At 48.4% G+C, this 12757-nt stretch carries 16 protein-coding genes; 13 read left to right on the top strand and 3 right to left on the bottom strand.

What is annotated here, in order from left to right:
• The first annotated feature begins 11 nt into the window (after nucleotides 1–11).
• The 8 genes from DWY79_RS07625 (at nucleotide 12) to DWY79_RS07590 (ending at nucleotide 4070) form a co-directional block, all read left to right on the top strand.
• Nucleotides 12–1196: a major capsid protein gene (locus DWY79_RS07625; protein ID WP_122145146.1), complete on the top strand. Its 1185-nt coding sequence runs from the start codon at nucleotides 12–14 to the stop codon at nucleotides 1194–1196.
• A 5-nt stretch (nucleotides 1197–1201) separates the two neighbouring features.
• On the top strand, nucleotides 1202–1540 hold the full coding sequence (locus DWY79_RS07620; RefSeq protein WP_008780361.1) for a hypothetical protein: 339 nt from the start codon (nucleotides 1202–1204) through the stop codon (nucleotides 1538–1540).
• The gene (locus DWY79_RS07615; protein ID WP_122369133.1) at nucleotides 1534–1833 is read left to right on the top strand and encodes a hypothetical protein; all 300 of its coding nucleotides are present in this window, start codon (nucleotides 1534–1536) and stop codon (nucleotides 1831–1833) included. Before DWY79_RS07620 ends, DWY79_RS07615 begins: the two co-directional genes overlap by 7 nt.
• Nucleotides 1834–1836: 3 nt before the next feature.
• Nucleotides 1837–2316: an HK97 gp10 family phage protein gene (locus tag DWY79_RS07610; RefSeq protein WP_122369132.1), complete on the top strand. Its 480-nt coding sequence runs from the start codon at nucleotides 1837–1839 to the stop codon at nucleotides 2314–2316.
• A gap of 2 nt (nucleotides 2317–2318) precedes the next feature.
• Nucleotides 2319–2705 (top strand): hypothetical protein, encoded by a 387-nt coding sequence (locus tag DWY79_RS07605; protein WP_057316560.1) that lies wholly within the window; start codon nucleotides 2319–2321, stop codon nucleotides 2703–2705.
• 4 nt (nucleotides 2706–2709) lie between these two features.
• Nucleotides 2710–3237: a hypothetical protein gene (locus tag DWY79_RS07600; RefSeq protein WP_057316558.1), complete on the top strand. Its 528-nt coding sequence runs from the start codon at nucleotides 2710–2712 to the stop codon at nucleotides 3235–3237.
• Between the two features lie 66 nt (nucleotides 3238–3303).
• Nucleotides 3304–3822 (top strand): hypothetical protein, encoded by a 519-nt coding sequence (locus tag DWY79_RS07595; protein ID WP_057316556.1) that lies wholly within the window; start codon nucleotides 3304–3306, stop codon nucleotides 3820–3822.
• A complete protein-coding gene (locus DWY79_RS07590) occupies nucleotides 3801–4070 on the top strand; it encodes a hypothetical protein (protein WP_121963011.1) in 270 nt (89 codons plus the stop codon). Before DWY79_RS07595 ends, DWY79_RS07590 begins: the two co-directional genes overlap by 22 nt.
• Nucleotides 4071–4214: 144 nt before the next feature.
• On the opposite strand, the gene DWY79_RS07585 is transcribed toward DWY79_RS07590, so the two are convergent.
• Genes DWY79_RS07585 through DWY79_RS07575 form a run of 3 tightly spaced genes read right to left on the bottom strand, consistent with a single transcriptional unit; the run spans nucleotide 4215 to nucleotide 5087 of the window.
• A complete protein-coding gene (locus tag DWY79_RS07585; protein WP_121963012.1) occupies nucleotides 4215–4457 on the bottom strand; it encodes a DUF2442 domain-containing protein in 243 nt (80 codons plus the stop codon).
• 7 nt (nucleotides 4458–4464) lie between these two features.
• Complete coding sequence (locus DWY79_RS07580) at nucleotides 4465–4761, bottom strand: helix-turn-helix transcriptional regulator (protein WP_057316554.1); 297 nt, start codon at nucleotides 4759–4761, stop codon at nucleotides 4465–4467.
• A gap of 2 nt (nucleotides 4762–4763) precedes the next feature.
• Nucleotides 4764–5087 carry a hypothetical protein gene (locus tag DWY79_RS07575; protein ID WP_057316552.1) on the bottom strand — a complete coding sequence of 108 codons (324 nt, stop codon included), beginning with the start codon at nucleotides 5085–5087 and terminating at the stop codon, nucleotides 4764–4766.
• A 307-nt stretch (nucleotides 5088–5394) separates the two neighbouring features.
• On the opposite strand from DWY79_RS07575, the gene DWY79_RS07570 reads away from it, so the two are divergent.
• The 5 genes from DWY79_RS07570 to DWY79_RS07550 all read left to right on the top strand — a co-directional run bounded on the left by DWY79_RS07570 (nucleotide 5395) and on the right by DWY79_RS07550 (nucleotide 12733).
• Nucleotides 5395–9870, top strand: a complete 4476-nt coding sequence (locus DWY79_RS07570) for a phage tail tape measure protein (RefSeq protein WP_158593842.1) — start codon at nucleotides 5395–5397, stop codon at nucleotides 9868–9870.
• A gap of 89 nt (nucleotides 9871–9959) precedes the next feature.
• On the top strand, nucleotides 9960–10292 hold the full coding sequence (locus tag DWY79_RS07565; protein ID WP_134915162.1) for a hypothetical protein: 333 nt from the start codon (nucleotides 9960–9962) through the stop codon (nucleotides 10290–10292).
• Nucleotides 10289–11215 carry a hypothetical protein gene (locus DWY79_RS07560; protein WP_122369130.1) on the top strand — a complete coding sequence of 309 codons (927 nt, stop codon included), beginning with the start codon at nucleotides 10289–10291 and terminating at the stop codon, nucleotides 11213–11215. Before DWY79_RS07565 ends, DWY79_RS07560 begins: the two co-directional genes overlap by 4 nt.
• Entirely contained in the window at nucleotides 11208–11945 is a 738-nt protein-coding gene (locus DWY79_RS07555; RefSeq protein WP_122369129.1) for a hypothetical protein, read from the top strand. The genes DWY79_RS07560 and DWY79_RS07555 overlap by 8 nt, the downstream gene beginning before the upstream one ends.
• A 26-nt stretch (nucleotides 11946–11971) precedes the next feature.
• Nucleotides 11972–12733 carry a hypothetical protein gene (locus tag DWY79_RS07550; protein WP_022192586.1) on the top strand — a complete coding sequence of 254 codons (762 nt, stop codon included), beginning with the start codon at nucleotides 11972–11974 and terminating at the stop codon, nucleotides 12731–12733.
• Nucleotides 12734–12757: the final 24 nt, after the last annotated feature.

Below are 12757 nucleotides of genomic sequence, written 5' to 3'. Positions count from 1 at the left end.
AAATCAGATATATGGAAAGAAGTTTAATTAAGCAAGTGAATAAAAAGAACATGGCGGCCCGTTTGAATACCCGTCATGTGAAACCGGTTGTCTTCCCGAACTTCTTCGGGGTGAAAAGAAAGACCTCGTTGAAGTGGGAGACTCTGACCGGAGAGAAAGGCGCTCCGGTAATGGCAGACGTGATCTCTTTCGACGCTTCCGCTCCGCAGAAGACCCGTGAGGTGATCAGCAAGCTGTCCGGCGATATCCCGAAGACAGCCGTCAAGCGTGGCATGAACGAGAGCGATTACAACGAGTACAAGCAATTGGAACGTGACGCGCAAGGTGACGCGGACCAGTTGGCATTGTTGAATCTGGGTTTCAAGGATCAGGATTTCGTGTATAACTCCGTCCGTGCCCGTTTCGAATGGTGGTGTATGCAGCTCATGAGCCGTGCGGGTTTCCATTTGTCGGCAAAGAACAATGGCGGTGTCGTTACGGCTGAGTTTGTCGGTTGCGGTATGCCGAAGAAGAACCAGCGTAAATCTACTACGGACTGGAGTAACGCTACAACGGCCAATGGATTGCAGGATATTGAGGATACGGTTGTGGCCGCTTCTGCCGAAGGGGTGACGATCCGTTACGTTGTAATGCACGTGGCTGATTTCTCTTTGCTGAAGAAACAGAAATCCACGTTCGACACGTTAAAGGCATGGGTTAATTCGTCCTCCAAGATATTGGTGACAAAGAATCTCATCAACGAGTATCTGGCCGAGCAGGAGATCCCGGTGAAGATCATTACCGTGAACCCGGCTGTCCGTATCGAGGATAGTGCCCATCGTCGTAAGACGATCAATCCTTGGGAGCGTAAGCGTGTATGCTTCTTGGAGGATTTGAAGGTGGGTGACATTCAGCATGGGCCGATCGCCGCCGAGTCTTCTGCTACCTTGCAGAAAATCGCTCTCATGGTTAAGCAGGATTGGATCTTGGTAACCAAATGGTCTGAGCTGGAACCGTTCAAGGAATGGACGAAAGCGGAAGCGAACGCTATTCCTGTCGTGAATGATCCGGATGCCATGTTCATCATGAAAGTGGATGGGAAGGATTGGAACGCTTCCGAGGATACCGAGGGTACGGATGATATCCCGGCGACATTCTTGGGTGAAACCATCGAACCGGAGGATCAAACGATTCAGGATACTGAAAACGGAGAATAACAATCATGGCTAAGACGATTCGAGATACGATACTCGCTTATCCCGGTCTGGCTGACTGTGAAGATTTTTTGGATAACGTCGTTTTGCCGGGACGCGGTTTTGAAGGTACAGAAGATAGTAAGACGATCGATATCCAAAAACAAAAGCTGGTGGCCGCCGACCTTTATTCCATGGTCGGCGGTCTGCCGGATTTCACGGAAAACAAGCTCTCCATCACGTATCCCCGTGCATGGTATGACGCTACGGCGAAACGACTATACCGGGAGGGAGGAGAACCGGAGAAAGCGGAATTGATAGGCAATAAGATCGAGGTACCCAAAGGAAGGGCGAGAAACAGATGGTAAAGCGATATTCACATACTGCGATAGTGACGATTCAATCCTGTCAATTGGTCAAAGGGGAATTGGTTGCCGGTAAACCGACGGAAATAGAGGTCACTGGGCAATATTACCCGTCCAATAGTGGACAGCAGTTGAAGCGGAACGTCGATGGAAGAGAGTTCATCGTGCATGGTGAGTTTTCGACCAAAGCCCGTCCTGTGGAAAACGCGAAGCATATCCGGATTGACAGTATCGCTCTCGATGTGGATATCATTAGCTGGGAACCGTTTCAGACTCACTCTGTAATCTATGTGTAGTTTATGGCAAGGAAAGGTGGTTTGACTCCAATGTGGAGTGATAGGGAAGTAGGGCGTTGGTTCGATTACTATGTGGATCGGGCGGAAGAGCGGATATACAAGTTATTGCAACGTGCCGGGGAAGAGTTCGTGAAGATCGCTCGAAAAAAAGGGAACTATCAGGATCATACCGGTAACCTCCGTAGCTCAATCGGTTATGTGATCGTTAAGGATGGCGATATATTGACCGAGAACTATGAGCAATCCACGGAAGGAACGGATAAACAGACCGGTATCAGGGAAGCGAAACGTTTGGTTTCCGAGCTGATCCCTCTTTATAAAAGGGGCTGGGTATTGATTGGTGTAGCCGCTATGCCTTATGCCAAGTATGTGGAAGCAATCGAAAATCTGGATGTTATCTCTGTCGCCACGGAACATGCCGAGGATTGGATCAAGAAACAGAGTCGAACGTTATTTGATAAACTCGCTGAGAAAGGATATTGAACATGGCAGATCAGTTTGATATAGTGGATATCGTATATAATGCGGTTGAGCCGGCGAGTACGGGCTTTATCCTGTATAAGGATCAATCCGGCGATGGCGAGAAAAGAAATCATATCACGATCCGCTCTCTGGCCTTGAATGGGAAAGATTATGTCAACAAGGGATCGATAAATATCAATATCTTCGTCAAGAGACCCTCGAAAGGCGTATCGGATCGACAGTTGATGATAGAGACCGTACGAGGCGTGAGGTTCGTGTTGCGGGATATCAAGCCGCCGTTGGGGATGTATTGGAAATCTCGGATCGTCTGGTCTGAGCCTATGGGCGAGGCCAAGGATGGCTTCGATTGTACGAATATTAGATTAGAGGTTATAACAGAATTAGATTAGTGATATGGAAAGAAGTTTAGCGCTGGATGTGGCGTATTTAGGAGTTGCGGAACCCGGGGATGGCGTGGCCGGTACCGAGTTCACCCAATGCGTTGACGTGGATACGGTGACGTTCAATTTCTCGGATGCCAAGGAGCTTAGTTTTACGTCCATGGGACATGAGGATCCTTGGGCGGTGGTGAGTCGGAAAGGAGATCCTTCCAGTATAGAGTTCACTATCCCTTCTCCCACGAGCGACGAGATGAAAATGTTTTGCGGGGGAACCGTTTCCGGTGATAAATGGGAGGCTCCCTTGTCTACGCCCTCGATATTGAAGACGATCAGGCTACAGAGCCTGCCGTACCAAGGTAAGTTCACGGAATATGTCTTTGTCAAGTGCTCTGTGTTCGGGAAGATCAGCCAAGCCCCGGATAAGGAGAATTGCGATCTCTTATTGGTAAAGGCCACGATCATGACACCGGTATCTGCGGCTGGCAAACAAGCGTCCCCGTATAGCAGGGCGGTGAAGGCCGTATCGGAAGACACGGAATGATGTTTTTTGTTTAGGTTGTCTAGAGCCTCGGTTTTTGCCGGGGCTCTTATATTTTAGAGGAAAATCATGAGCGTAAAGCGAGCACTACAGATTGAGAGCGACGTGGTGACAAGTCGGTCAGTCGTGATTCCTTTCGAGTTCAAGCCGGAGACGATCCCGGCGGGTAAGAACGTTGGTGATAGTATCGTTATCACCCCGATCACGGTAAGGACCGGGTTTAGGATACGGCCGTTACTCTTGCGGATTGACAAGGCGGACAAGGATGCTATCGTGGCTCATAAGGATGTTACGTTTGATAGTGTACTGTCGGAGTTGATGGCGAAATATGACGAGTTGATCTTTGAGATCGTATGTTTGGGTATCCATAACAAGAAAGGGGACATGCCCGCTTGGTTCCGGGAGGTACTGAAGGATAATTGTACATGGGAAGACCTGTATATCCTTTTGAACGCTATTCTCTTTCGTCTGGGTTGTAACCCTTTTTCTCGTACTATCATAGCTTTGGAAGCTGTGAGCCCGTTAAGCGAAGAGGAGATAATAGCCCTTCAAGAAAACAACGAGACTTGGGTAGGTCGGAGCCGGTGACGCAAAGTAGCTTCATGTTCCTTGTACTATGTAACGAGGCGTTCGGGTATACGCATGAGCGGACATTGGACAGCGATCTGGCGCTTGTCATGTCCATGCTACGGGAACATGGTTACTTGGTGAACGACCGGAACAAATCACTGCTCATGGACGATGATGAATCCGGGGATAATCATGGCGAGTGGGTCGAGGTAATCGATTTCGATACGGGAAAAAAGAAAAGGGTTCGAAGAATGAGCCCGGTATGATATATATTACTTTGCGTAGAGAACGTTTGTCATAGTGATTTTGGTTGTAAAAAAACCGACGAACCGTGAGGCTGGTCGGTTTTTGTTCTCTGTAAATGTGTCAAGATCTTCAGAGTGTCTGCTCGATAACCAGAGCGGTGTCTTCTAGCGAAAAGTAATTGGGTAACGCTCCGGATGGATTATGCTGTCAATCTCAAGATCCACATCAATTGCGTCCCAACGCAACGAATCCTCGTCCGGCATGGTCACGTCCAATACATCCGATACTTTTGCATTTCTGAACCAAGGGTATCTGTCATACGATAGATAATATTCCTTCCCTCCTACGAAAAGGAGGATACCGCGTGCATTAATCATTGTTACTCCCACAGGGGGTGTTCCATTCATTTTTTTATTATATCGAGGCCGGACAAGCTGCATGAGAATATTCGTTGATATCTATAAGATGGATATTCAAAACATCTTCAATATCAAAAAGAGTGCTGGTTGTAAAGTTGTGGTCACCTCTTAACCATTTGGATATCTCAGAGGGACGTTTACTCATTTTTTCGGCAAATTCCTTTTGGGATAGACCTTTCCTTTTGATACCTTCTGCTATTTTTACGGCAAGCATCATACGTCTTTCCATGTTCTTGGCTCTTTTCGTGTCTATATTGCCAAGTACTGTATCCAAAATAGATGTATTGTTCATATTTATTCCTCCTTCAATTTTAAATTACCTAAGAAAAAACCGTTATCATCGAGATGTATATCCTTGTTTTTGATGGCTTCTGATATGATTCTGGATATTCGAACCACTGTTTCAGCTTCTTTTTTTAAGGAAGAACTTTCTTGATAAGCTCTAATGTTTTTGGGTTTGTATCCTCCACCTCCAACAACGATAGCAACGTTAGCAAATCGAATACAATAGATTCTTAATTTTTTATCAGGACTATCAAATAGGGCGCAGACACCATCACCGGGTTTCCCTTCGTTTAGCTTGAAAAAATGTTCGGCTGCCCCAGTTTTTGTAGCCATAATTTTCAATTTAGATACGATATCTTCTATTTCGGTTGGGTATTCAGAATAGTTGTTCTGAAGAAATTATTCAAAAACGCTCTGATCCTCTTGATTGAGAATGACAGAATATATTTGAGTCTTCTTTCCTGACAGTTGCTTTATTTTGACAATCTCAAGTTCCACGATGAATTTTTTCTTTTTACAAAAAAACGAAGAAAAAGCGACAAGGCAAAAGAAAATGTCGAAAAAGATAACTTATAAGTGAATTTTTAACGGTTGACAGTCTCACATGAAAGGCTATCCTATATTTTACCATAAACGCATTATGGGAATAAGGAATAGGGATGGAGCGCTGTATATTGCGACTGGTCTTGATAACTCCGGCATGTACGAGGGAACACGCGAGGCTATGGGAATTATCAAGACCTTGGCCGGTGAGATCACGTCTTTTGACGTATTCGGAGGTATCGGTATCAGTGCGGCGACGGCGTTCGCCAAGGCCGCGAAGAGCTCATACGACTTCGAGAAGGAGTTCCGGAAAAACATGCTGGAAGTAGCGACCATTTCCACGCAGGTAACGGATGATATGACCGGTTTCATGAATCAGGTCATATCCATAACCCAAGAGATACCGATCAAGGCTCCGGAGGCCGCCAAGGCGTTATATAGCATTGTCTCCGCCGGACATGACGGGGCGGATGGCATGAAGATCCTAGAAGTTTCGGCTAAAGCTGCCGTGGGAGGGCTTACGGAAACCGAGACGGCAGCCGATGCTATTACAACGATCCTGAATGCTTATAAGATGTCTGCGGAGGAAGCCGGTACGGTCTCGGACCAGCTTTTTACAACCGTCCGGTTGGGTAAGACTACATTTGGCGAATTGGGAGCCTCCATAGCCCAAGTTGCTCCTATTGCGGCCGCATATGGGATTAGTATCGACCAAGTGTTGGGTGCTGTCGCTTCATTGACCAAGCAAGGAACGCCAACGGCGCAGGCTATGACACAGATCCGTGCCGCTATCCAAGGAACCGCTGGAGAACTTGGAGACGCCGCTTTCCAAGGTCGTACTTTCCAAGAGGCATTACAATTGATTTATGAGAAGGCTGGTGGTTCCGCTTCCAAGATGAAGGAAATGCTTGGCACGGATGAAGGCTTGGCCGCTACACTGGCTTTGACTGGAAAGAATGCAAAGGCGGCAGCAAATGACCTTGGCGAGTTGCAAAGCTCTTTAGGAGCTACGGAAGCAGCGTTTGAGAAGATGGCGGATGAAGCCGGCAATCAAATGACGCTTCTGTCGAATAATATCCAAGCGGCTTTGCGACCGATGGGAGAGGTGATATTAAAAAATATATCAGAAGCAGCTAAAATTATTAATCAGGGATTTGAGACAGGAAATATCAAAGGCAATATTGAAAATTTGGAAAAGTTGCTTTTAGGGGTTTCAGGTGCGTACGTAGCCTATAAATCTTCAGCTATAGGAGCGACTGCTGCAGAAATGGCATTATCCGCAAAAATTGCTATATCTAATAGTTTAAGGTCAATTCAAAATAAACTGACAGGAGAGTCGGTTCTTGCTAAAGAAAAAGAGCGTACATATCAGGATGCCTATAATTTGTCATTGCAAAAAACGATCACAGAAGAACAACGGGCGAAACTATCTAAATTGAACTTAGTTGCAGGCTCAGAAGAATATGTAAAGGCTATTGCGGCACAAGCTATTCAAGAAAAGAATACAGCTGATAGACTTGTGGAATCTTTGACTAAGCAGGTAAAAGCAAATAGAGAAAAATTAGCTTCTGCACAAGAGGGTTTGGAGATATCTAGAAAAGCAGTGCAAGTTGCAAAAGAAGAATTTAACGCTGCGTTTGAAGCGAATGATTTGGCTGCTTTAGAAGTATCCCAGACCAAACTGAATTCGGCGGCGAAACGTGAGGAAGCGGCAGCTACGAATGTTAGTACAACTGCGAAAAAACTAAGGTCTGTAGAATCGAAGTTGGCAGTTGCAACAACAAATCAGGAAATCGCTGCAACTCGTTTGAATACTGCAACAACGGCTGCAGATACGGCTGTGGCCAATGTGGCTACTTCGGCAAAAAACAGATTAAAGTTGGCTACAATTGCTTTATGGAAGGTAATGAAAGCAAATCCTTTGGGTACGATATTGACGGCTGTTGGTTTGGCAACAACTGCTTATGCCATGCTTGCTGATAAAATCAGAGAGACAGAAACTGCACAGGATCGATTGAATAAGCTACAAAAAGCTACTGTCAATTATATGGCTGACGAGAAAGCCGAATTAGAAGTCCTTTTGGCAGTAGCAAAAGATGAAACTATTATTAAGGATAAAAGGATAAAAGCTATAGAACGATTGAATGATATTTCTCCTGAATATTTAGGTAATTTATCGTTGGAGAATATTCAAACAAAAGAAGTTACAGATTCGATAGAGGCTTATACGAAAGCATTGGAAAAAAGTGCTAAAATGAAAGCTTCTCAAGATATGGTTTCTGATAGATATAAAAAGATAAATGAATTGAATATAGCTATCGATGAGATGCAAAAACGTTACGATGAGGCTATATCTGGGTCAGAATCAAAACATTTGTTTGAAAGAAAATTATTTGATTTAAAAAATGAAAAAGCGAATATTGAAGAAGAAATAAAAGAGATTTTATCATTTGCTAAAGAACAAGTTGAAAATAATCCGGTTACTATTCCAATTAAAAAGGAATCTGTATTATCGGGCATTACGGAAAAAGATAAAAAAGAACTTGAAAAGCAAAAAAAATTACAAGAGAAGCTCCGAAGCGAACTCCTATCCCTTCGCCGTCAAAACCAGCAATCCGAGATCGACCTGATGAAAGAAGGCTCCGCAAAGAAGATCGCCCAGATAAACCTAGACTATGACAATGAGATCGCCGCCATACTTACAAAGGAAAAAGAGTGGAAAGACGCTCAAGGCGGCAAACTGACTAAGGAACAGACCGTGGAGATTCATACAGCCTTGGTGAACTCATATGTCAAACGGGAGCGATCGACCTCTAATGTGAATAAGGAACAACTGGAGGAAGAGAAACGTGCCATGAACGAGTATCTGAAAGAATATGGCTCATATTTTGAAAAGCGTCAGGCTATCACGGAACTTTATAACGAGAAGATGGACAAGGCCACTACCGAGGGCGAGAAGCTGTCCCTTGGTGAAGAGATGAAGAAAGAGCTGGCTGCCGTCGATGACGAGGCCCAGAAGAAAACGTCCATCATCACGAAGCTATTCTCCGACATGAGCAAGAGGACGGTGCTCGATATACGGTCTATCTCCAAGGAGGCGCAGGCCATGCTTGATTATATCAATGAGGGCGAGTTCAAGACCGGTTCCGACGGAAAAGGCTTGTTCGGCCTGACCAAGGAGCAATTTGATATCCTTTCCAAGTCCCCGGAGAAGTTACAGGCCATAAAGGACGAGATCGCCAACGTCAATAAGGAGGCCGATCAGATGGACACGTCTTTCAACAAGGTATCGAACGGCCTTAAAAAGGTGTTCTCAGCTGGGGATGATACAAAGAGACTAAAAGAAGGCTTAGCTGAGATAGATGCCGGTATGAGTGATATCATGCAAGCCGGACAGTTCCTCTCCGACACGTTCTCCAAGTTAGGTGACGCTTTCGGTAGTGACCTTATGTCCGGTATTGCCGAAGGCTTGAATGTGGCCATGGACGCGGTCAATTCCGCCATGGACGGGGCGAAAGCCGGCGCGATGTTCGGGCCGATCGGTGCTTCCGCCGGTGCCGCTATCGGGGTGGTCACATCCCTTGCCTCCTCTATCGCCAAGATCCATGACAAGAAGAACGAGAGTCGTATCCAGCGTTTGCAGGATCAGATCGACACGTTGGACAAGTCGTACGACAAGCTGGGCAGGTCCATCGAGAAAGCCTATTCCAAGGATGCCTCCAAGCTTATCGACCAGCAGAATAAGCTATTGGAACAGCAAAAAGTGCTTATCCAAAACCAGATCAAGGAGGAGGAGGACAAGAAGAAAACCGACAATGACCGTATCAAGGAGTGGCGGGACCAGATAGACGAGATCAATAATACCATAGCGGATAACAAGGAGGCCGGCAAGGACGCCATTTTCGGTAGTGACATAAAATCCGCTATCGACGATTTCGCCAACGCTTACGCCGAGGCATGGTCAGCTGGGGAAGACAAGGCCCAATCAGCTAAGGATCTCATGAGGAAGATGATAAGGAACATGGTCACGGAGTCGATCAAGGCCGCCGCTTCCGATCCCATGAAAGCCATACGAGAGAAGCTGCTTGAGTTCTGGTCTGATAATTACATCAGTGATTGGGAGCAAGACTACCTCGACCAAAAGGCGCAGGAGCTGGCCGACGACCTCAACCGTAAGTTCGGCTGGGCCGACAAGTACTTCAAGCCTGACGATCCCGAGGATGATAATACCCGTGTGGCCTCCTCGAAGGGCATCGCCTCCATCTCGCAGGACTCGGCTAACGTGATAGACGGTAAGATGTCAACGCAACTTATATTTTTAGATAGGACGTTGGTGCAAGTGACGGGTATAGCCGACCAGATGCGCTTCATATATGACCTCCAGACAAGGGGATGGAAGAACGTGGAGGCGATCAAGGATCTGTCTGGGAAGGTGTCGGAGAACACGGCCAAGGTAGCTGAGATCTCCGGGCGTATAGAGGCCCTATCCGAGAAGATAGAGGCGAATACCAAGTCGGCGGCCTCCGGTATAAAGACTATTAACGACAAGGGTATATTAATGAGATCAAGATAATGATGGAGACGGTTAACGACATAATCAAATCGGCCCTCTCGCTTGGGGCGTGCAGTGGTTCTAACGGGGTGACGGACTGGAGAAGCCTCGTGTGGCTGTTCTTCAGCCCGCAGGGGCGTGAGTTTTGCGCGGAGAATGATTTCCCGTCGTTAGACATGTTCCGTGGCATGGCCGGTCACGTGATGCCCTACGGGGTGTACGTTGACTCCGGCCACGTGGACGTAACCAATCCCGGCAATATCGCCGTGATAGGTGATACGGATGCGGTGATAACGATAGACGATAACGAGCGTGTTCACAAGGTGATCCTCATGCACGGCGGCAAGGCTAGGGTCGTGGCGAGCGACTACGCCGTGATCCTGCTGGTGAATATTGGGGGAGAGGTTGAGATAAACAAGGATAATACCGTGGTGATCTTATGAGGGGTGAGTTATACATAGACGGCAAGGACGCCTACACCGATTTCGGCGTATGGATCACGGAGGGAGGTTACGACGGCCTTCTCCCGTTCCCCGAGCTGGTGGAACCGGATAGGAACGACTGGCCGGACGAGGACGGCATAGAGCCGGACTTGGAAAAGCCCACCTTGAAACCACGGGAGCTCAACATCACGTTCGTCCGCAGCGTGGACGGAAGATCCACCGGCGCTCTCGTCGAGCACCTATCGAAGTCTGGGTATCACCTCTTCCGTATCCCCTCGCTGGGCAGGGAGTGGAGCTTGCGACTCATCCAGAGCCCGGCGTATGAGGATTGGGACACGTTGGAGGCCTTCACGTTACGGTTCGCCGAGGATCAGCCCGTAAGACCCTTGTCCGTGGCGATCCCGGAGGGTAGAGCGTATGTTCCTCCATCCGAGTACGAGCTGGACGGCGTACCCTTGGATCGATACGGCGTGATGGTGACGGTGGGCCGGGACGAGATCATGAGATCTCCGACCGTGAAGACTAACCTGTCCCGTACGGTACTGGACGTTGACGGTAGGATCTACGATGCTGGCAAGGTGGTGTATAATAGCAAGGAGGTCACTCTTAAATGCTGTCTCATCGCCGGCTCAATGACGACATTCTGGAGTTGTTACGACGCCCTGTTGGATGCCTTGATCCAGCCGGGCGAGCGTTCGCTGTACGTGGATTACAACGTGGAGGAATACCCCTGCTACTACAAGAGGACGTCCGGCTGGAAGCTTGAGAGCCTCCGGGGGCGTGTGGTGGTGACATTCAACCTCACGCTGGAGTTCACGGTGTTCCGGATGGATGGTATCGATTACCTGCTGGCTACCGAGGCCGGGGAACTGGTGGTCACGGAGGACGGGGAATATTACATAGACTTGAACACATATGCCTAAAAAGAAGAAGAAAATATCGGAGCTCGCGTTGGCCGACAGCCTCACCGGTCTGTACACGATCGGTTGCAAGATCATAGACGGTATACAAACCAGCGTGAAGGTGAGCCTCGGGACCATCCAGACGGCTTACGAGAACATGCTCACGGAGATCTCCAACGCCCGTGCCGCCACCAAGGCGGCCAATACGGCGGCCTCCAACGCCAACACCGCCAAGCTGAACGCCGAGGCGGCCACGTCAAAGGCCAATACGGCCACGGCGAACGCCATCACCGCGACGAACGAGGCGAAAGCGGCCACCACCAACGCTACCGCCGCCGCCACGAAGGCGAATACGGCGGCCACGAACGCCGATAACGCGCGTGTAGGCTTGGAGACCTTGAAAGCGAACACCGAGAAGGCGACGCGAGCCGCCAACACCGCGGCGAATCTCGCCAACGATAAGGCCGTTTACGCCAACACGCAGGGTAACTTCGCCAAGACACAGGGTGACCGCGCGCAAGAGCTGGCCGACCACCCGTGGAAGGTTGGCGATAACGGCAACTGGTGGAAATGGGATCTGGATGGGGACAGGTATGTCGATACGGGCATCCTCGCCAAGGGAGGCGTCTTGTACCCGACCTTCACGATCAACCCCGCCGACATGACGCTGGTGATGTCCTACGAGGACGAGGTGTCACCAAACCTTGTCAAGCTCAACCAAGAGACCGGTGAGCTGTATTTGAACGTATGACCAAAAAAAGGAAGGAGGAATATATAATGAGTCAGATAGTATTGGGGAAGGTGGCGTTCGTCGATAAGGGCGTTTATGCCACGGCGAGTACGTATAACACCTTCGATTTCGTCGTCACGGATGATAGCTGCTACCTCTGTGTCAAGGACGGAAACAAGAACCACCCCTTGACCGATACGGCTTGGTGGAAATGTATCGCCCGTGGTACGCAGGCAACGGAAGCGGCCAAGACCGCCCTTGCGGAGGCGAATAAGGCTATCGAGGCCACGAGGAACGCTATCTCTGCTGCGGGTTTGGCTAACGCTAAAGCGTTGGAGGCTGGGAAACAGGCTGATTTGGCCGGTCGAGCATCTGATGAGGCTTTGGCTGCCGCTGTCGAGGCTGAGGCGATGATTTCCGAGGGCAATGCGCAGATCGCTTCCATGAAAGCGGCCGAGCAATCGTTGATGAGTCAAGCGCTTCTTGCCCCTACCCGTATGGAGCTGAAATATGTCAAGAGGATAACGTTAGGGAATGCCGTCGCCCAGAAGATAGCCGTGAGTCTTTTTCCAGCTTATGTATTACCTAATGTGATATTTCAACAGGCGTTTTATTCCGGTGATGCGTTGTACGTGGACCCACGTGGAAACTTGACTGTCCGTAAGACCGGCACGGCCACGATCCACGTTATCCCGTCGCATAACACCTCGTTGTCCCAAACGATAGTCATTGAGGTTACTGCCCCGGTCATTCGTAAGGCCGGTAGCGTGATGAGATTTTTATCCGGTAGCCGGATACGAAAGGTATAATTGTCTAACATTTTAATATACAGA

It is taken from the genome of Parabacteroides sp. AF27-14 (assembly GCF_003635425.1).
GTDB lineage: Bacteria > Bacteroidota > Bacteroidia > Bacteroidales > Tannerellaceae > Parabacteroides > Parabacteroides distasonis.
The sequence above is the reverse complement of the archived record's forward strand: the minus strand, read 5'-3'. Positions and strand labels throughout refer to the sequence as shown.